This is a genomic window from Anaerosacchariphilus polymeriproducens (assembly GCF_003363435.1).
GTDB lineage: Bacteria > Bacillota > Clostridia > Lachnospirales > Lachnospiraceae > Anaerosacchariphilus > Anaerosacchariphilus polymeriproducens.
Genome location: NZ_QRCT01000009.1, coordinates 128848 through 149648, shown reverse-complemented (window position 1 = coordinate 149648; position 20801 = coordinate 128848). Strand labels below are relative to the sequence as shown.

General features: G+C 34.1%; 24 protein-coding genes. 2 read left to right on the top strand and 22 right to left on the bottom strand.

The features are described 5' to 3' along the window. Positions 1 to 108: 108 nt before the first annotated feature. Positions 109 to 1680: an FAD-dependent oxidoreductase gene (locus tag DWV06_RS02025; protein ID WP_115480512.1), complete on the top strand. Its 1572-nt coding sequence runs from the start codon at positions 109 to 111 to the stop codon at positions 1678 to 1680. Between the two features lie 21 nt (positions 1681 to 1701). Here DWV06_RS02025 and DWV06_RS02020 read toward each other — a convergent pair whose 3' ends face one another. From DWV06_RS02020 to DWV06_RS02000, 5 genes are all read right to left on the bottom strand, one after another. After that, positions 1702 to 2256 (bottom strand): hypothetical protein, encoded by a 555-nt coding sequence (locus DWV06_RS02020; protein WP_115480511.1) that lies wholly within the window; start codon positions 2254 to 2256, stop codon positions 1702 to 1704. An 89-nt stretch (positions 2257 to 2345) separates the two neighbouring features. Next, a complete protein-coding gene (locus DWV06_RS02015; RefSeq protein WP_115480510.1) occupies positions 2346 to 4727 on the bottom strand; it encodes a glycoside hydrolase family 31 protein in 2382 nt (793 codons plus the stop codon). A 12-nt stretch (positions 4728 to 4739) separates the two neighbouring features. Continuing rightward, positions 4740 to 5561: a carbohydrate ABC transporter permease gene (locus DWV06_RS02010; RefSeq protein WP_115480509.1), complete on the bottom strand. Its 822-nt coding sequence runs from the start codon at positions 5559 to 5561 to the stop codon at positions 4740 to 4742. A gap of 11 nt (positions 5562 to 5572) precedes the next feature. After that, positions 5573 to 6451, bottom strand: a complete 879-nt coding sequence (locus DWV06_RS02005; protein WP_115480508.1) for a carbohydrate ABC transporter permease — start codon at positions 6449 to 6451, stop codon at positions 5573 to 5575. 11 nt (positions 6452 to 6462) lie between these two features. Then, positions 6463 to 7830, bottom strand: coding sequence for an extracellular solute-binding protein (locus DWV06_RS02000; RefSeq protein WP_115480507.1), 1368 nt, complete (start codon positions 7828 to 7830; stop codon positions 6463 to 6465). Positions 7831 to 8060: 230 nt separating this feature from the next. On the opposite strand from DWV06_RS02000, the gene DWV06_RS01995 reads away from it, so the two are divergent. Continuing rightward, the gene (locus DWV06_RS01995; RefSeq protein ID WP_268877866.1) at positions 8061 to 9110 is read left to right on the top strand and encodes a LacI family DNA-binding transcriptional regulator; all 1050 of its coding nucleotides are present in this window, start codon (positions 8061 to 8063) and stop codon (positions 9108 to 9110) included. Positions 9111 to 9237: 127 nt separating this feature from the next. Here DWV06_RS01995 and DWV06_RS01990 read toward each other — a convergent pair whose 3' ends face one another. From DWV06_RS01990 to eno, 17 genes are all read right to left on the bottom strand, one after another. Next, positions 9238 to 9825, bottom strand: coding sequence for a cytidylate kinase-like family protein (locus DWV06_RS01990; RefSeq protein ID WP_115480505.1), 588 nt, complete (start codon positions 9823 to 9825; stop codon positions 9238 to 9240). A gap of 29 nt (positions 9826 to 9854) precedes the next feature. Continuing rightward, positions 9855 to 10601 (bottom strand): amino acid ABC transporter ATP-binding protein, encoded by a 747-nt coding sequence (locus DWV06_RS01985; protein ID WP_115480504.1) that lies wholly within the window; start codon positions 10599 to 10601, stop codon positions 9855 to 9857. Continuing rightward, entirely contained in the window at positions 10582 to 11277 is a 696-nt protein-coding gene (locus DWV06_RS01980) for an amino acid ABC transporter permease (RefSeq protein WP_115480503.1), read from the bottom strand. Before DWV06_RS01980 ends, DWV06_RS01985 begins: the two co-directional genes overlap by 20 nt. A 30-nt stretch (positions 11278 to 11307) precedes the next feature. Next, positions 11308 to 12063 carry a transporter substrate-binding domain-containing protein gene (locus DWV06_RS01975; protein ID WP_334293995.1) on the bottom strand — a complete coding sequence of 252 codons (756 nt, stop codon included), beginning with the start codon at positions 12061 to 12063 and terminating at the stop codon, positions 11308 to 11310. 139 nt (positions 12064 to 12202) lie between these two features. Then, the gene (gene metF / locus DWV06_RS01970) at positions 12203 to 13063 is read right to left on the bottom strand and encodes a methylenetetrahydrofolate reductase [NAD(P)H] (protein ID WP_115480501.1); all 861 of its coding nucleotides are present in this window, start codon (positions 13061 to 13063) and stop codon (positions 12203 to 12205) included. 27 nt (positions 13064 to 13090) lie between these two features. Next, positions 13091 to 13471, bottom strand: coding sequence for an iron-sulfur cluster assembly scaffold protein (locus DWV06_RS01965; protein ID WP_115480500.1), 381 nt, complete (start codon positions 13469 to 13471; stop codon positions 13091 to 13093). 76 nt (positions 13472 to 13547) lie between these two features. Then, positions 13548 to 14384, bottom strand: coding sequence for an MBL fold metallo-hydrolase (locus tag DWV06_RS01960; RefSeq protein WP_115480499.1), 837 nt, complete (start codon positions 14382 to 14384; stop codon positions 13548 to 13550). Between the two features lie 28 nt (positions 14385 to 14412). Continuing rightward, positions 14413 to 14769 carry a NifB/NifX family molybdenum-iron cluster-binding protein gene (locus tag DWV06_RS01955; protein WP_115480498.1) on the bottom strand — a complete coding sequence of 119 codons (357 nt, stop codon included), beginning with the start codon at positions 14767 to 14769 and terminating at the stop codon, positions 14413 to 14415. A gap of 85 nt (positions 14770 to 14854) precedes the next feature. Then, positions 14855 to 15337 carry a C-GCAxxG-C-C family protein gene (locus DWV06_RS01950; RefSeq protein WP_115480497.1) on the bottom strand — a complete coding sequence of 161 codons (483 nt, stop codon included), beginning with the start codon at positions 15335 to 15337 and terminating at the stop codon, positions 14855 to 14857. A gap of 205 nt (positions 15338 to 15542) precedes the next feature. Beyond that, entirely contained in the window at positions 15543 to 15974 is a 432-nt protein-coding gene (locus DWV06_RS01945; protein ID WP_115480496.1) for a flavodoxin, read from the bottom strand. Between the two features lie 11 nt (positions 15975 to 15985). After that, on the bottom strand, positions 15986 to 16603 hold the full coding sequence (locus DWV06_RS01940; protein ID WP_115480495.1) for a DUF3793 family protein: 618 nt from the start codon (positions 16601 to 16603) through the stop codon (positions 15986 to 15988). A 198-nt stretch (positions 16604 to 16801) separates the two neighbouring features. Then, positions 16802 to 16924, bottom strand: coding sequence for a hypothetical protein (locus DWV06_RS19070; RefSeq protein ID WP_408608124.1), 123 nt, complete (start codon positions 16922 to 16924; stop codon positions 16802 to 16804). Further along, positions 16896 to 17027 (bottom strand): hypothetical protein, encoded by a 132-nt coding sequence (locus DWV06_RS18880; RefSeq protein WP_268877865.1) that lies wholly within the window; start codon positions 17025 to 17027, stop codon positions 16896 to 16898. Before DWV06_RS18880 ends, DWV06_RS19070 begins: the two co-directional genes overlap by 29 nt. A 20-nt stretch (positions 17028 to 17047) precedes the next feature. Next, positions 17048 to 17824, bottom strand: coding sequence for a ZIP family metal transporter (locus DWV06_RS01930; RefSeq protein ID WP_115480493.1), 777 nt, complete (start codon positions 17822 to 17824; stop codon positions 17048 to 17050). 59 nt (positions 17825 to 17883) lie between these two features. After that, a complete protein-coding gene (locus DWV06_RS01925; protein ID WP_115480522.1) occupies positions 17884 to 18300 on the bottom strand; it encodes a transcriptional repressor in 417 nt (138 codons plus the stop codon). 214 nt (positions 18301 to 18514) lie between these two features. Then, positions 18515 to 19006, bottom strand: coding sequence for a class I SAM-dependent methyltransferase (locus DWV06_RS01920; RefSeq protein WP_162300547.1), 492 nt, complete (start codon positions 19004 to 19006; stop codon positions 18515 to 18517). A 308-nt stretch (positions 19007 to 19314) separates the two neighbouring features. Continuing rightward, positions 19315 to 20616: a phosphopyruvate hydratase gene (gene eno, locus DWV06_RS01915; RefSeq protein ID WP_115480491.1), complete on the bottom strand. Its 1302-nt coding sequence runs from the start codon at positions 20614 to 20616 to the stop codon at positions 19315 to 19317. Positions 20617 to 20801 lie beyond the last annotated feature (185 nt).

Genomic DNA, 20801 nt, shown 5'->3' with positions numbered 1-20801 from the left:
ACATTTAATAGTTAGTCTTTCAAAACAAATATATTTCAGTAATTGCATAAAATCCAATAGTAAGCATCATAAATATAGTAGGAAATAATTCGAAAAGGAGATTCGCTTATGTCACCAAGAAAAGAAAATGCGATTTATACGCTGCCTTCGTCCTATTGGATAGAATCTATGACCCAAAAGGGTTATCCAACATTGCAGAATGATATGAAAGTTGATATTGCCATTATAGGAGGAGGGATTTCAGGAATCTCCGCCGCATATTTGCTAAGTCAACAAGGAATAAAGGTCGCAGTCATTGAAGCAAGAGAAATACTTCAATCTACGACCGGACATACTACAGCCAAAATCACTTCTCAACATGGTTTGATCTATCATAAAATTATAAATCAACTAAGTAAAGAATTAGCTGAACAGTATGCAGCTGCTAATGAAACTGCAATTCATATGATTAAAAAATTAGCAAAAGAGAATCAAATCGAATGTGATTATACCCCACAATCTGCCTACATTTATACACTTCAAGATAAGTATATCGAAAAGATACAAGAAGAAGTCAAGGCAGCAGAATCTTTAGGCATCCAGGCTTCCTACTTAGATAAAATACCTCTTGATTATCCTGTCAAAGCAGCGATACGTTTTGACGGCCAGGCTCAATTTCACCCACGAAAATTTTTAATCCCACTTGCTGAAAAGATAATTAAAAACGGCGGCCAAATATATGAACACAGCAGAATAACAAACTTAGAAGAAAAAGATACTTTAACTCTAATTACAAATCAAAACAAAAAAATACAGGCCGATAAAATAATAATTGCCTCGCATTATCCATGCCTTAATAAATCCGGGTTCTATTTTTCAAAAATCTATTCTGAAAGGTCCTATGTAATTGCACTCAAAGCAAAGCAGCAATACCCCGGTGGTATGTATATCACAGCCGAAGATCCCGGACGTTCACTTAGAAACCAAAAAACCAAAAACGGAGATTTAATCTTAATCAGTGGCGAACATCACAAAACAGGTCAAGGTGAAGATACTTCTCTACACTACGAAAAATTAATTGATTTTGCTAATAAATTATATACTGTAGAAGATATTCCTTATCATTGGTCCACCGAAGATTGTATGACTTTAGATAATTTACCTTATGTTGGACAACTTACCTCAAAAAATCCAAATATTTATGTGACCACAGGTTTTGGCAAATGGGGAATGACAAACAGCATTGCATCTGCCATTCTTCTTAAAAGTCTGATTTTAGACGGAAAAAGCCCATGGGAGGATGTTTATTCTCCTACACGTAAAATATCTGCATCTTCTATAGGAACATTTATTTCTCAAAATTCGAATGTAGCAAAAAATTTTGTAGAAGGAAAATTATCGTCCAAACAAAAGGATATTCAGCTGGAAATAGAGGAAGGCAGGATAATAGATTGGGAAGGACAGAAAATTGGCGTATATAAAGATAGACAGGGCAAACTCCATATCGTCGATACTACTTGTACTCATATGGGCTGTGAACTGAAGTGGAATTCTGCTGAAAAAACTTGGGACTGCCCTTGTCATGGTTCCCGCTTCACTTATGATGGAGATATTTTGAAAGGACCTGCAGTTGATTCCATAAGCGTTCAAAAAGATATTGATAAAATAAAAGATTTTTTGGATAAAGAAGGGCTGCTGTAATAAACATTACAACAAACCCTTCTAAATAAACTGTCTCGTTCTTCTTAACCAAAAAGTTCCATCGGACCAGTTAATCCTGTTACCAAAACTAAATAAACTACCAACCAAATCGTTCCACTCTGGCACCACTATTTTACTTGTATCATAAACAAAATATCCGTTTGCTACATTATGGTTTTGATCCTCTAGAATTAAAGGTACCACATTAATTGGTTGCGCTGAATTTGGTGTTGAATAAAGCGGTTCACAATGCAGCTCTATAATTTTGCTGTATCTCCCATTATTGTTCGGACTACCAACTTCCCATATTCCATGAAGATTCGGAAATATATCAGGGTGGGACTCCAATTTAATCCAATTTTCTCCATTATCCCATAAAACGCTATTCCACCAAGCATTTATGTTTCCCACCCTATTTCCTGCTTCTATCCTAAATATATTAGGTTCAACCTCTACTATTTTCCCGTTCATTATCATATGATCACCAGTATCCAACAACACAGTATCACCTGTCTGTACTATACTGCTATAACGTCCTGTCGAATCCATCCATATTCCTTCTAAATAAGGATACATAACAAACTCCTACAACGCTATCAACTTTCTATATTCTATGAACAACCCGAAGAGAATGTTCCACTATAATGAATTTAAGATACTTTCGCTTACAGCTTTTCAGTTGATGTCAAAACCTCTATTATACTATTTTGTAGATTTGAATCTATTCCAAGATAAAGAAGTTCTGCTACTTTAGTACTACAGGACTTTTCAGACTTGACAATTTGAAACAATTGTTCTTTCTGCAAAAAAGAAATTTGAGCGTGGTCCAATATTGAAAAAATTCTTTTTTCTACATTTGTTTCAACCAATTTCAGTTTTTCTTTAAATTTAATACGGATATCATTTATTACCATGACATCGCGAATTATAACGTTAAGACTTGCATCTTCCTTGTTATAAGTCGTTTCAGCAACTACTTTATTTTGATTGATCCATACTTCTGTCTCCGTCGGTGATGTTGCCAAAAAACGTATTTTATATGTTCTTATCTTTGGAATTAATTTTAAATCTCCCTGCGATTTATGAATTACAAATTCTGTAAATTCATTTTCAATCAATTCCAGCAAAGTTTTTACAGATTCACCAGTTTTATATCCAATTGTAGTATTGTCATCCTCATATAATTCAAACTGATTACTACAACCAGGAAATACAGTTATCGTCAGCTCTTTAGGATTTTCAATTTCCATATTTTCTGATACAGGGAAAATTCCTCCTTCTTTCAAAAAAACAGGAATTGAATTTATGTCACGATAACATTTTAAATGCCGATTTCCTGAATAGACAAGTCCTGTGAAATAATCTACATACTTTCCATCCGGAAACCACACATTTGCACTCGCCATTTTTAACTCTCTGTTAGTTCTTGAAGTAATAGGCGCTACGATACATTCACTGCCGAACATATACTGATTCTTAACCTCATATGCCGACTCCACTTTCGGGTAAGAATAATACATTGGTTGAATCAGCGGTTCATCATAAGCATAATTTCTATAATTCATTGTATATAAATATGGTATCATTTCATGACGAAGTCTCAAAAAACGGTTCATTACCTCACGAATTTCCAAACTGTATTTCCAAGGTTCTTTTCTATTAAATTCACTATTGGAACTATGAAAGCGCATAATAGGTGAAAAAACACCGAACTGAAGCCACCGTACAGCCAACTCGTCATCTTTCATTCCCATCATATGTCCCCCTATGTCATGACTCCACCATCCATACCCAATATTTGATGCCGTACTGGTGAAATATGGTTGAAATTCTAACGATTCCCATGTAGTAATCGTATCACCTGAAAACCCTAGAGGATATCGATGACTTCCAGGTCCGGCATATCTGGAAAATATCATAGGCCGTTTTCCATCTCTCCCACTATCCAGAAAATAATAATGGTTCAACATCCATAAAGGATCCAACCCCTTTATCTTTGAATATATACCTTGTTGCCAATCAATCCACCAAAAATCTACTCCATCTTCTTCATTAGGATGGTTTACAAAATTAAAGAATGCCTCTAAAAATGCTTTATTCGTCACATCCATTGCTACAGGTTCTTCATTTTCGGTGTCAACATTCAGCGCATTAGCCATATCCGGATACATCTCTTCATAAGGACGTATCCCCTCCGCAGGGTGAATATTCAATGTTACTTTTAAATTATTTTCATGCAGCCATTGCAAAAATTCTTTAGGATTCGGAAAAAGGTTCCGATTCCACGTGAATCCAGTCCAGCCACTCCCATATTTCTCATCTATATCTACAAGATGCCAATCCATATCAATAACTGCTACAGAAAAAGGGATTTTTTCTTCTGCAAATCGTAATATCAGTCTTTTATAATCTTCTTCTGAATATCTGTAATACCTGCTCCACCAATTGCCAAGTGCAAATCGTGGTAACATTGGAGTTTTTCCACATAGATAATAAAAATCTTTTAAACATGCCTTATAACTTCTTCCATACCCAAAGAAATATATATCCTTTTGTTGATTTTTTCTCGGCATTACCCAGCCATCCTCCGTCAATAATAAGGATTCACTGTCATTCAAAATAGAAAATCCATTTTTTGAAAGAAGACCGGGTTCTAAATTAACACTCCCATCGACCTGATCTAAAGTTCTGGCAGTGCCGCCTAGATTATCACCTATTTCACCATAATGCCAAAGACTATTATAAATGCTTATATTACCAAGCACTTGAACCGAAAGACCATATGCTGAAAATTCCTGTTTATTGTACATTACTCTTAAGTTTGATGTTATAATAACCAGATTATCATCTTGGTCTATTATCCTATAATCACATTGTTCGAAATCTCTATTTATTACTATTTGAGAAGCACGATTTTCAAACACTCCGGTTTCACTGTACTCCATTCTTATCAATTGTGGAGTAAGCACTGTAAATCGATATTTTTCTCCTTGTACGATATTTTCTTCTCTAGCATTGGGTCTTGTATTTAATTGATTTTTCTTCATATTATCTCTCCATTATCCTTTTACTGCTGAAGCAGCAATACCTGCAATAAACTGCTTTTGGAAAATCATATAAATGACCAGTACAGGAATGATAGAAATGGCAGTAGCTGCAAACAAAGCTCCATAATCTGTTGCGTATTGACCATTAAACATTCTTAGACCAACTGAAAGCAACTGTTTATCCTTACTCTGTATTACCAAATAAGGCCATAGGAAATCATCCCAAGTCCATAGAAACTGAAAAATTGAAATACTCGCAATTCCATTTCTGGACATTGGAAAAATAATTCTATGAAATATTTGTAGTGCATTTGCCCCATCTATCTTTGCTGCTTCTATGATTTCATCCGGTATATTTTCCGAGTTCTGCTTCATCATAAATATCCCAAATCCACTAAACATGGCAGGAATTATGATTGCTTTATAAGAATCCATCCATCCAAATACTTTCATCATAGAATACTTAGGAATAATGATTACGCACCAGGGTATCATCATTGTTGCCAGAATAAAACCAAAAAGTAGTTTCCTCCCTTTGAATTTATATTTACACAATACATATCCACAAATTGTACTTGTATACGCAACTATAATCGTAACTGTAACAGCCACTAATATTGAATTTATAAAAAAACGTACAAAATCAAAATGCTCATTCATATTTAAATAATTATTTAGTGTAAATACCTTTGGCAGTAATGTTTGCTTTAATGCATTAATCTCACTGTTATTTTTGAAAGATGAACTTAACATCCATATGAATGGATAAACAACAATCAACCCTAGAATCAATAAAATTATTCTTAATAAAAAACTATTTACTTTTTTACGCATTCCAATCCCCCCTAGCCTTTTGATCTGGTTACTCGAAACGAAAGCCACGTTAGAACAGCGGTTACAACGAACATAATAAACGACATTGCAGAAGCAAATCCAAAATTATATTTTACAAATGCCTCATCAAATATAATATAAGAAGAAAGAAATGTTGAAGTTCCCGGTCCTCCTTCTGTCAAAATCAACACCTGAACATACGCTTGTATATAGGCAATAATAGATGTGATCACCACAAATAGTATCATTGGTTTTAAAAGAGGAATGGTTATGTACCTGAATTTCTGCCATGGAGAGGCCCCATCTACATCGGCAGCCTCCATAGCATCTTTCGGCAGCGAATATAACCCTGCCATAAACATAACAACTGCATATCCAAAATCCTTCCAAATCGTCATTAGCATAATAGCAGGCAATGCCATCTTAGAATTCATCAACCAATTAACATTAAGTCCAAATATCTGATTCATGGTACCGATTTGTGGATGATACATAAACTTCCAAACATATGCTACAGCTACCATTGGGGTAACTACCGGCATGTAATATAACATCCGGAAAAAACTTTTGTGCTTAATCATTTTAGAATAAATTGCTAATGCAATTGCCAGACCAAATCCGACTCGAAATATGATTACTACAAACGAGAATACAATCGTATTACTAAGCGACTTCCAAAACAAATTATCTGTAAATATCTTTCTATAATTATCAAGACCTAACAAACGAAATGTTCCGCTGAGTGGATTCCATTCATGAAAACTTCCTACAAATGCAGTTCCAATCGGTATTATCAAAAACACTATAAAATATATTATCATGGCCGTAACTACTATATTTCTAAGAATTACTTCACTTTTACTCTGCAATGGATGGTTCTTATTAAGCATAGATTCCCTCCTCACTTTTTCTGTTTCGCATACTTATATAGATTCTCTACTGCAGTAAAATCAGATGATTTTAATTCTTCATTTATAGAATTCTCTGCTTTTTGCAAAGCTGTTTCAATATCGCTCCCATTATACATGATATCCTGACCTGCAATTTTTAACGACTCCTCAACAACTGCAGGCATTGGTCCCGGCCATATATATCTATCTATATGCTCTGCCAGAACACTCATAGCCGGATGTGCCAAAATATCCGAGTCATCCGTCAGCGACTTTTTGGTTGGAAATGTACATCTTGCTAAATTAAATTCTTTAAGAATCTCGTCATTTGCCAGAAAATATTTTATGACATCTTGTGCAACTGCCTGAGCTTCCTTGCTTGAATTTTTATTGATACCAAAAGTTGATTCCCCATTATACCGATTATAAGCATAAGGCTTCTCATCAAACGAAGGGATTTCAAAAACACCATAATCTATGTCTGGGTAATCATTTTGTAATGTTTCTTTATAATGTCCCCACATTAGTGTCATAGCGGACTGTCCCTGACCAAAACTTTCCGAACCTGATGTCCCAAAATCTTTGGAACCAGAACCATCAACATTATATATATCAAGCAGCATGTTCATTACCTTCTTCATTGCAGGTGTGTTTATCGTTGCTGTCTTTCCATTCTCTGAAAATAAATTTTGCCCAAGCTGATAATTCAACCCCAGAAGATATGTCTGATAAAATTCAGTATTAAAATTAATACCTGCTTGCACAATATGTTTCCCATCTTTAATTGTCAATTTTTTGGCTACATTACGAAACTCATCCCAAGTCTTTGGGATATCGTTATCTGCAAGGCCTGCAGCTTTCCACATAGCTTTGTTATAATATACAGAACCTGTCATAATACCAAAATCTATATAGTATACTTTTCCGTCCTTTACATGTGGTTTGATGTCATTAAAATCTTTTTCTAAATCTTCAACTGATATCTCATATGGAGCACAATAATTTATTATATTTTCATGATAACTATTATGTATATTAAAAATTACGGGTCCGTTTTTGTCTTGCAATGCCAATGGAAGTTTCGTCCAATAATCATCCCATGGATTACTTACCAGTTTTATCGTTACATTTGGATGAATTGAAGTATAACCATCAATCAATTTCTGAAAGGTCTCATCACTTCCCCATTCCCAAAGTTCTATCGTAATTTTCTTCCCATCATTAATCTCTTTCGCCGGATCATATACAATGGTACTCCCAAATGGTTTTGTCGGCACATCCACTTTCACTGAATTACTCTCTTTTGTTCTACCGCAACCGGTTGATAATGTAACAAATATCATTGCGACTGTTAAAAAATATTTCATTTTACTTCTCATTCCATCTCCTCCTTATAACCTGCTTACAATTCACATCCTCAATTTTATAGGTTTAACGTTATACCTATATATATCATACAAAGTTTAACGTTAAATGTCAACGATATTTGTTATTTTTTATATATTATATAAATTACAACCTTTATATTTGGTAGTTTTGCACATTTATAAAATGGTTTACAATTAAATATTTTATTTATTATAAACCTATGGTATATTTGTAGTATAACATTAAACTATGGAGGAAACTAAGAATGACACTGAAAGATATAGCCGCTGAAGCAGGCGTTAGCACTATGACTGTTTCAAACGTAATTAACGGAAAGCATAATCGCGTTTCCAAAAGTACAGTTGAAAAGATTAATAAAATCATTACTAAAAATAACTACGTTCCGAATCAATCAGCACGCAGTCTTACAGCGAAATCCTCGAAAATTATAGCTTTGATTGTCCCTGTAATCGAAAAAACTGCAACTACACATGGTACTACTTTATTTGAAAATCCTTATGTAGGATCTATGTTAGGAGAAATTGAGCGGACACTTCGCGAGAATGGATATTATCCTATGATTCGTTCTGTTGCAAAGCAGACTGATATTTTAACTCTTTTTCATACTTGGAACGTAGATGGTGCCATATTTCTCTATCCATCTTTTGATGAAATCATTGATAGTCTAATTGAACAAATATCACTTCCAATGGTTTTTATTGATAGTTCTTCTCAAAATCCTAATGTTATGAATATTGGATGTGATAATGAAAAAGGAATGTTCCTGTCCACTCGTTATCTTATTACACATGGACACAGAAATATTGCTTTTATTGCTGATTATAAAAACAACCCACTTCTTGAACAAAGATTTTTGGGATATAAACGTGCTTTAGAAGAAAGCAAAATTGCATTTAATTCCTCTTTCGTCATTGAAAATTCACCAACGTATGAGGGCGGAATCAAAGCCGGAACAACAATCGCGTCATCCAAAATTCCGATTACAGGAGCGGTAACAACTGCTGATATATGTGCAATCGGAATGATAGAAGGTGCTCGACTGGGTGGAATGCGCATTCCTGCAGACTTATCCATTGTAGGTTTTGATGATATTCTCCCCTGCCTCTATACATCACCAAAACTTACTACCGTAAGTCAAAACCTGCACAAAAAAGCTTCGCTTGCCGCTAACCTCCTGATTGAAAGACTCACTACAAAAAAAGTGAAACAAAACAAAATTCTTGTAGACGTCAATATGATCGAAAGGCAATCTGTGATTGATATTGAATAATACCTATACAAAAAATAACGTGTGATTATTATTCTCCAGAGACTGAATCTCTTTAAAGAATAATAATTCACACGCTATTCTTTTTACTTATTAAGTAATAAATTTTCTGTTGCAACACTTCTTAATCTTAAACATATTCCAATGCTTCACATATAATATCCACACAACGTTCGATACCAAACTTTTCTGAATTTAGTGTTAAATCATAATACTTAGAACAACCAAATTTATGACGTGTATTATACGTACAATATGAATTTCTTGTTTTATCAATACGTTTGATTTGTTCAGCCACTTTTGCTTCTGACATTCCCTTCATTCTCTCTTTCATTCGTTCCAACCTCCAGTTAAATCTGGCATGTACAAATACATGAAGAGAATGCTCATATTCTTTCAAAATTGAATTACTATTACGTCCAACAATAATACAATTTCCTTTTTCACCAATCATTCTAATAACAGAAGACTGTGCTTTAAAAATTTTTTCACTTAAAGGACGATTATAAAAATCAAATAAACTCTGAGAAAAAGCAAATTGTATCGGCACTTTCTCATCCCATTCTATTAAACTATAGATATCAAGATTAGACTCAGCGGCTGCCTGCAAAATAATTTCTTTATCATAGTATTGGTAATGAAGTCTTTCAGAAAGCTTCCTTCCAATTTCTCCACCGCCTGCCCCAAATTCTCGGCTAATTGTTATAATCTTTTTCATGCTGCCCTCCTTGTTGGTTTACAAAACAATTATAGTACTTTACTTAAAAAATCAATCGTGCGCGATTCTTTTGGATTTGTAATTAATTCATCAGGAGTACCTTCTTCTACAATATAGCCTTCATCCATAAATATGACACGGCTGGCAACTTCACGGGCGAATCCAATTTCATGGGTCACCACTATCATCGTCATCCCGTCCCTTGCAAGCTGTTTCATAACCTGCAATACTTCACCAACCATTTCAGGATCGAGTGCTGAAGTAGGTTCATCAAAAAGCATAACATCAGGATTCATAGCAAGTGCTCTTGCTATAGCAACACGTTGTTTCTGTCCACCGGATAGCTGTGGTGGATAGACCTCTGCCTTGCTGGACATCCCTACACGTTCTAATAGTCTTTTGCCTTCTTCCTTCGCTTCTTCTTTTGTCTTCTTTTTTAATTCTACTGGTGCAAGCATGACATTATCCAAAACTGTCATATGTGGAAATAAATTAAAATGTTGAAATACCATACCTACATTTTCACGTACTTTATTAATATTCACTTTCTTATCTGTAATATCTATTCCATCTACTGATACCTTACCAGCTGTAATTTCTTCCAATCTGTTCAAGCATCGTAAAAAAGTAGATTTCCCTGAACCTGATGGTCCGAGCAGTACAACGACTTCACCTTTTTTAATTTGTACATCAATACCTTTTAAAACTTCTAATTTACCAAAATTCTTTTTTAAACCTTTTACGCAAACCTGTATGTTATCTTGCATCTCCAACATTAATCCTCCTTTCGACTACCTTAGCCAGTCTAGACAAAGAGATAATGATAATCATATACATTACCGCTACAATTCCCCAGGTAACCAAAGGATCAAATGTATTACCTGCAATAATTTTACCTGCTAGTGTTATTTCAGGAAAACCGATTACCATTAGAATCGAGGTATCTTTTAAGGAGATTATAAATTGATTAATAATTGACGGTATCATGGTTCGTATAGCCTGTGGAAGAACAACTTTTTTCATAGATATACTATAAGGTAGTCCTAAACTTCTGGCAGCTTCCATCTGTCCTTTATCTACAGACTGTATACCGGCGCGGAAAATCTCTGCCATATATGCACCTGCATTCAAAGAAAGAGCAATTGTACCTGCTACAAGTGCCGACATCTTAAAATCAGAAATTCCACTTGCACTTATTGCTCCAGGAATTCCAAAATATATGAAAAATGCCAGAACCATCAAAGGAACTCCACGAATTCCGTCAACATAAATTGTACCTATAATATTAAGTATTTTTGATTTACTAACATTCAACAACCCGAAAAATAGTCCAATGACAAATGCAAATATCAAAGAAAGCAATGTCAAAAGAAGTGTTTCACCAAGCGCTGATAGTAACATTCCAGAATAAGAATTAAGAATGTTAAATAATGATTCAAGAACTGCCGGCATTATCATACCTCCTATGCGTCTTTATGTTAACTATTTTGTATACTTATCAATAATTTCTTGAAATTTACCACTTGCTTTAATATTTTCAAGTCCTTTATTAAACTTAGTCATTAATTCTTCATTCTTATCCTTAGCTACTGCAAATCCATAAGGACAGCCTGCTGCTGTCATTCCTTCCGGAATTTCCATTTTAGCACCATTTTTAACATTGTAAGCCATTACAGGATAATCTTCAAAGCATGCTGCTGTATTTCCTGTTATAACATCTTGATACATGGTCGGAGAATCTGAGAACTCAACGACTGTAAAACCATATTGATCTGCGATTGATTTTGCATAATCAGCTCCATTGGTTGCAGTTTTTACAGCAACTTTTTTACCATTTAAATCTTCTAAAGATTTGATATCGGATCCGGCAGCTACCGCTAAGGTTACTTCCGCTTCATAATAAGATGTTGAGAAATCAAATTTTTTCTTTCTTTCATCTGTAATTGACATACCAGCTATGACTCCATCTGCCTGCCCCGTCTGTACAGCAAGTAATGCCGCATCAAACCCTATTTTCTGTAACTCATATTCAAATCCCTGGTCCTTAGCTATCGCATCTAACATTTCAATATCAATTCCTCCAAATTTACCTGATGAATCGGTAAAATCAAATGGCGGAAATGCCGTTTCGGTAGCTATTTTATATTTCTTGTCGGATTTTGATTTTGATGATCCGCAACCTGCTGCAATAGGCATTACGACTAGTGCTATTAATATAAGTGCTACAATTTTTTTCATGTCTTTCATTATTTATCCTCTCTTTCCCATAACAGAATACGCTGAAGACAATCATGACGTAATCGTCTCCAGCGTTTACTTTATTATATTTATTTTTACGCAATATGTCAAATAAAAAGTACTATTTTTAGGATTTCTTTCAAATTAGTGCCTTGATTCCTTTTGTAATTTTTCTAGCCACAGCTGGATTATTCATTGTAAAGATGTGTATCCCATCCACATCATGTGCAAGTAAATCGACGATTTGATCTATCGCATATGCAATTCCGGCATCAAAAAGTGCCTCTTTATTATCCCCGTATTTTTGGATGATCTTACTGATTTTTCCTGGTAATGATGCGCCACATAAAGAAACCATCTTCTCTATCTGTGCTTTATTCGTAACTGGCATAATTCCTGCTTCGATAGGTACACGAATATCTGCAAGGCGAACTTTTTCCCGAAAGTTATAAAATATATCATTATCAAAAAATAATTGTGAAATTAAATGCTCTGCACCATTCTCTATCTTTTTCTTCAAATTCAAGATATCTTCCTTTTCATTTGCTGCTTCCATATGAGTTTCCGGATAGCATGCTCCACTTATGCCAAAATCACCATATTTCTTAATGAAAGCTACTAAATCACTGGCATAGCAAAAATCAGCTTTTCTTTCAATCTTCGAATTAACATCTCCTCTAAGTGCTAATATATTTTGAATATCGGCTTCTTTTAATTCTTCAAGAATATAGGCTATCTCAGACCTGCTATAATTTAAACAAGTCAAGTGAACTAATGGCTCAACCTGATAAACGTGTTTAATTTTTTTAGCTAATTCAACCGTTTGGTTGTGATTACTGCTTCCCCCTGCACCAAAAGTAACACTGATAAAATCCGGATTCAGTTCACTTAAATATTTTAAAGTTTCATCAATATGTTTTATTGAGGTTTCCTTTTTCGGCGGAAATATTTCAAATGATACTATAGGTTTTTTCTTTTCAAAAATCTCTTTTATTTTCATAATATATTTCTACTTTCTATATCTATACTATTTATTCTTCACTAAATAATTTTCAATTGCATTTTTCAGCGCATTTGCTCCAAGTACTGAGCAATGCATCTTACTTTCCGGCAAGCCGCCTAATGCTTCTGCTATATCATGATCTGTAATCTTCAAAGCCTCATCTATCATTTTTCCTTTTGCAAGTTCAGTTGTCATACTGCTTGATGCAACAGCAGCCACACATCCAAAAACCAAAAATTTTATATCCGAAATAACATTTTCTTTCACCTTAATATAAATTGTTAAAGAATCTCCACATTCTGGTTCCCCAAAATGTCCTTCTCCATCCGCACCAGCCATACTTCCAACATTTCTAGGAGTCATAAAATGCTCAATCACCTTATCAGAATACATATTCCAATTCATACACTCATTCCCTATCACTTTTTCCTATTTATGTTTTAAAAAAGACTGTCCTCTTTGTAGCACAATCCTTTTTGATTCATATTTCAATTATTCTTCCAGTATTATTATAAAAAAATTGTTCTTTAAATTCCTGACGAAAACACCGGATACCTTCTTCTCCTGTGCAATGAGATACTGCCACCTTTTGAATATTAAAGTTTCTCATTGCTTCAATCGTTTTCTGTATCCTAACCTCATCGGCCTCAACTAAATGGGTTCCCCCTATCACTGCATATATTGGCATTTTTACTTTTTCATATATGGTACCTAAAATATTAATTACGCCAATATGTGAACACCCGACAATTACTACCAACCCTTTATGAGTCTTAATACCAAGTGAAATTTCATCATCAAAATCATCTGGTATATAACTGGAATTTACTTTTATAAAAAATTTACTGTTCCTTTGCTCAAAGTCATTATTTCTTCTAAAATGATGAAAAATAAAAGTATGCTCTGTTAAATTTTCCATTTCATCATATACTTTTTTTAAATTAATATTCTTTTGTTCAATAAACTCTTCATCAAAAGAATTACCATTAAATTTATACTCGTTTTGTGAAACTTTTTTATATTTTGGCTTAAAGAATTCTTCTCCAACAATTAACTGAGGAACTTTATGTATCTCTTTTACAAATTTTTGAAACCCACCACTATGATCATAATGTCCATGACTCAAAAGAAGATAGTCTAAATTTGTTAAATCCTGATTCAATTTATTGGAATTTTGAATGAAATCTCCACTTTGACCAGTATCAAAAAGAATACGTTTTCCATCTATTTCTATAAGCAAAGATAATCCATGCTCATAATGTAATTTATTCTGATCGTCCGGATTATTTTCAATTAATGTTGTTATCCTCAACTCCATAGTTTCTCCTTCCGACTAATAAATGACTTTAGTCATTGCAATGACCTTCATGAGCATGTTCTGTACATACGCTTCCTGTAGATTTTAAGATTCCGGCAATATATTGCTGAATCACATCATCAACATTTCCCTGCGCTCCTACGATAACTTCAATTCCATTTTCAGCAAACAAATCCTGTGCCGTTTCTCCCATTCCTCCCGCAATTATAACTTCTGCTTTTTGTTCTTTTAAAAATACAGGTAAATATCCCGGTTTATGACCAGGATTAGCTACAAAAGATTTATCCTTTATTTCTACATTTTCAATTTCATAAATTGTAAAGCCTTCACAATGTCCAAAATGACCACTAACCACGTTTTTATCACTTGCTACTGCTACTTTCATCTTTAATCTCCTCCATTAATAAATATTATTATGAGCATATGCTACTTATAATAATACTATTCATAAAAGCAGTTGTCAAACATTTTTAATTAATCTCATTTTCTTCAATATATTTTTCCATTATTTCTGCAGCAATTCCAACCAATTCAATACATGGTCTTTTTTTATAATACTCAGCAGTTCTTAATTCTGGTTCAGGATTGTCTTTCCCTTGTCCCATCCCCAATAAATCTCTGCAAATGATGGAACGGTTTTTCTCTTCAAATTCTTTTGCAAGATACTGGATTCTTTCATAATGTTCAGTTTTGGCAGCATGATTATTGGGATCATTATAACCATAAATCATTCCGGCAACCATGAACATTCCTGTTACCGCACCACAGACTTCTCTAAGTCTCCCCATACCTGCCCCAAAAGAAGAACTTATCTTTAACGCTGTATCAAAATCCATATGGTACTCCTTACAAAATGCCAAAAACACAGATTGTGAACAGTTGTACCCCTTTTTAAAATAATCCATCGCAAGTTCCGCATGTGATTTTTCTATACTTTTTAATTCTCCATCCATTTTTTTACCTCATCATTCCCTATTTTATAGCATAAAATTACAAGCATATGCCCTTAAATAATTTTATCAGATTCTAAACAGATGTCAAATATTTTATGAAAAAAACCTCTAAATCATTCTATCAGAGGATATCGTAATTTAGAGGCCTTATCTATAATATTTTTTATGGGTTATTCTTCTTCTAAAGTATGTATTCTACTTTCTTTTATAATGCAGCCAACTGCTTACCAAGCTCATTGCATTTAACCAGATTAGCATCGTCCGGTGCTTCTTGAGACATTAGACCTTCCCCATTCAGTACGTTGGCACCTGCATTCTCCATTCTTTCTACCCATTCTCTCATCCACTGTCCATCTCCCCAGCCATATGCACCAAATAGTGCTATATTTTTTCCTGCTGCGAATTTTTCAACTTCTTGTACAAATGGCTCCATTTCTACTTCTTCTAATACCTCATCTCCCATTGCAGGGCATCCAAGTGCAAATACGGAAGAATTCTTCAATTCATCTAATGATGCGTTCGATACCTCTACAACTTCTACTTCTTTACCTGCTTCTATCACACCTTGACCAATGGCATTCGCCATTGCTTCTGTATTCCCTGACTGTGACCAAAAAACTACACTGATTTTACTCATATTCAATCCTCCTAAACTGCTATTTTCTTTAACCTGCTATTACTAAAAATTTCTATTATTTCTAAAATACCCACACCATAAGAAACTAAACGTACAACTACTTCCTTTGCATGATCAAATCTTGCGAATAAACTTAATTTTTCCAATAGATTATCATATACTTTCCAATAACCTGCGTATAAAAAGTTTTTTCCTTTATTTGTAATAAATCCAAATACATCTTCAGGCGGATACCCCAACAGCACTCCCATTTCATGAGGAAATTGAAGTCCATCTTTTTTATATCTCACATATTTTTTCCTAAATGTTATTAATACCTGTTCAAAAATATAACTTTTGTAACCAAGCATATTCAACAATTTTCTTACCCCTTTGCCTTTCAAATAATCTGACAATTCATCCATGCGATATAATAAGAAAGCCGTTTTATCTATTGTTACACTAAGAACAAAAAATGAAATTTCAGTTTCTTTAAACATTTTAACAACATGCTCCGTATGCTCATTCGGAACTATTAACAAGTTCGATACTTTTAACCCTGTTAACAAAGGCGCACATTGAAGTGCCAATTGTATCTCTAAATTTTTCAAATCCATACTTTGAATTATTTGAAATACTTCCTGATTCATTTTTCCCCCTTTCCAGTTAGCTGTATCTAACCTTCATTTATTGTAACGAATTTCTTACATATGGTCAATATCCGTACTGATTGTTTTTTATCAATAATCTTTAATGACTTTTCTTTTCAAAAGTAAAAATCTTAAATCCACTTTTCTCATACAGTATCTCCATCTCTTTTTCCCCATATACATGAAAATCTCCTTTATTCATCCTTGGAAAAAAACATGATTTAGGATCCATATATGAAAATTACATCTCGTAATATTCAATATAATTAATCTTCCATTTGGTTTTAAAACACTATATGCCTCTCGAAAAAATGATTCCACTTTCTGATAATGATGAAATATCCATTTTATCTTCCCAATCAAATTTATGAGCTTCCTTGTTAAATTTTATTCTGGACAGCTCTTTATAGTCTTTTTTCTTCACATTTTACCTCCCTATTGTTACTATCCCAATGAAACATCCAAAACCATCATAACTGCAAATCCGAAAGCAAATCCTAGTGTACAAATATCTGTCTTATTATCTGCTGATGCTTCGGGAAGTAATTCTTCTACTACAACAAATATCATTGCCCCTGCAGCAAATGATAAAAAATAAGGTAATGCTATAGAAATAATTCCTGATGCAGCAATCGTTAAACCTGCAAAAACAGGTTCGACCACGCCGGATACTACTCCGTACAAAAAGGATTTCTTTTTACTGTTTCCTTCGCTTTTAAATGGCAGTGATATGATTGCTCCCTCAGGAAAATTTTGAATTGCAATTCCAATCGCTAATGCAAAAGCAGAAGCCATACTTATCATATCACCTTGCGATGTTATTCCTGCGAATACTACTCCTACAGCCATTCCTTCAGGTATGTTGTGAAGCGTAACTGCCAGCATCAGCATTGCCGTATTCGAAAGGTGTGTTTTAGGACCTTCTAAAACTTTCCCATCCAAATGAAAATGTGGAACTATTTTATCTAATATAAACAAGAAAAATATACCTAGAAAAAAACCAAGCACTGCCGGAACAAAAGAAAACCTACCCATTTTATTCGACATCTCTATAGATGGAATCAATAATGACCATACCGATGCCGCAACCATGACCCCTGAAGCAAATCCTAGCAACGCTCTTTGTATCCAATCTTTTATCTCATTTTTTATAAAAAAAACACAAGCAGCACCTAATGTAGTGCCTACAAACGGAATTAATATACCAATTATTAATTTCATAATAACACCTCCTTCAAAACAAAATGAAAGGGTATTCTTTAAGTATGTAATATTTTTGTCTAATTTTTGAAATCGCTTTCACATTGTTTTACTGTAACTGTCAGAACATTCTGTTCCTTCATATATCCACATGCTTTTAAACCTTCTTTTATCACTGATATCCACTTCTTTGCCGAAAGTTGATGGACTGAGTTATCGTCTAATTTAACCGTGCAGACATTCTCTATTTCACATTCATCTGAACAAGCGACCTTATACATATTTTTCCTATTGATTGCTCCAATCTCTTCTAAGGTATTTATCATTCGATATACAGTAGCCATCCCAATCCTGTTATCTTCTTTTGTTGCTTTATAATAAATCTCTTTGCAGCAAGAACACTCATTTTGCAGAATAATACCAAGTAGAATCAACCGCTGTTTTGTAATTCTACAACCTCTCTCTTTTAATTGCTCAATTATAATCTCTTTTTGCATCTGTGTTCTTTGATAATTACTGGCTTCATTGGCCTTTTTTCTACCATAGCTAAAATTATTCTGAATCAATTTTCATTCCTCCAAATTCCTAGTTTATTCCATTTCAATTTTGTGGAATCTTGTACTTGATAATGATTTTCACTTCTATGTAGTTAGTATATGCTAACTACTATTAGTTGTCAAGAACTGGAATGATTAATTTTATCACTAATTCTTATTTTTTTCCAATCACACACAACCATTTTTTGTTTTTATGTCTATCAATATGTATATCCTTAAATCCTGCCTGCTGCATTAAGTTTTCTATTTGATTACCTGTGTAAATTTCCATCTCCAGCATTTTCTCCCACATTTCATTACCCTGTATTCTCTGCATTTCATTACAAATCATAAAGGATCCACCCTTTTTCAAAACTCGATACACTTCTTGAAAACTATTCAATATATTTTTCCAAAAATATATTGTTTCAAAAGCTGTTACGCATTCAAAATAATCTTGTTCAAATGGTAAGGCTTCTACATTCGCTTCTTTAATCTCTACCTGCCCCACTTTTACCGCTTTCTTATTAAGTATTTTGGATTTCTCAACACTAAATGCGGAATAATCAATTCCATAAATCTTGGATGAAGGAACAATTTCAAGTAAATTTTTTATATTTTTTCCACCACCACATCCAATATCTAGAAATACTTGATATGAGTTCAAATTTAAATGAGAAAACCCCCACAAAGAGCATGAATTGTGTCCTATATTCATTAAATCTAATATAATTTTCCCTCCCAGTGTTTTTTTAGGTTTTCTTGCATTTTCAAAAAATTTAGATAATATTATTAATACCTCCCGCTAATATAAGTATTTACCTTCACGAATGGTTTCCCGCTCGCAAAACAGTTTCATTATTTTCTACAAAATATATATTTCACCTCTAAATTGAAGTTAGTTTCAACTAACTATTAGGTAAAAAAAGTGAATCCATTAATCATTTTATGAATTCACTTTTTCTTCATTATATCTTAAGCCTCATTCTTAATATTAAATGCTTCTAACCCAGGATAAACACCATTGGTTCCAAGTTCTTCTTCTATACGTAACAATTGATTATATTTTGCAACTCGCTCACTTCTACTAGGTGCACCAGTTTTAATTTGACAAGTGTTAAGAGCTACTGCCAAATCAGCAATTGTCGTATCCTCAGTTTCTCCGGAGCGATGAGAGGTAACCGCAGTGTATCCTGCTTTATGAGCCATTTTAATTGCTTCCAACGTCTCAGACACTGAGCCTATCTGATTTAATTTAATAAGAATTGAATTTGCACATCCTAACTGAATACCTTTTTGAAGTCTTTCCGTATTTGTAACATATAAATCATCACCTACCAACTGTATTTTATCACCCAATTCTTTGGTCATAAGCTGCCAGCCTTCCCAGTCTTCCTCATCCAATCCATCTTCAATGGAATAAATCGGATATTTAGAACATAATTCCTTCCAATGTTCCACTAATTCTGCAGAAGTAAATTTCTTACCACACTTTGGTAGGACATATTCTCCCTTTTTATCACTTTTCCATTCACTGGATGCCGCATCCATTGCAAGTACAAAATCTTTGCCCGGCTCATATCCGGCCTTTTTCACAGCCTCTAATATGTAATCAATCGCCTCTTCATCACTGGCAAGATCCGGCGCAAAACCACCTTCATCACCAACAGAAGTGGCTAACCCTTTTGATTTCAATAATCCTGCTAGTGCATGGAAGACTTCTGTACACCACCTAAGTCCTTCCTTAAAACTCTCAGCTCCTGTCGGCATAATCATGAATTCCTGAACATCAACAGTATTTGCTGCATGAGCACCACCATTTAAAATATTCATCATTGGAACAGGCAGTCTGTTTCCACTGATTCCACCTATAAAACGGTATAATGGAATCCCTAATGACATTGCAGCTGCTCTTGCACAAGCAATTGATACTGCCAAAATCGCATTTGCTCCAAGTTTTGATTTGTCTTTTGTTCCATCAGCCTGAATCATTATGTTGTCCACAAGATAAATATCAGAAGCATCTGCTCCAACCAATGCATCATTAATTAAAGTATTGATATTTTCTACTGCTTTCGCAACACCTTTGCCGCTAAATCTGCTTTTATCTCCATCACGTAATTCCAATGCTTCAAATTCACCTGTGGATGCTCCGCTCGGTGCTGCTCCCCGCGCTATGGTACCATCTAGAAGATGTACTTCTGCTTCCACAGTAGGATTTCCTCTGGAATCAATAATTTCACGGCCTAATACCTTTTCAATCTCTAAATAATTCATTTTTGACTTCCTTTCTTTAGATTCCTATTCGCCCTGCTTGGCACAAGGCGAAAGGAGTCTTCAATGATTTATTCACACATGGTTAGTTTAATCTAACCTATAATATTTTACCAAATTATAGTATTTGTTTCAATACTCTTAATGATATTTTTTATCAATAAGAGCCATCTTAATACTAAATTAAT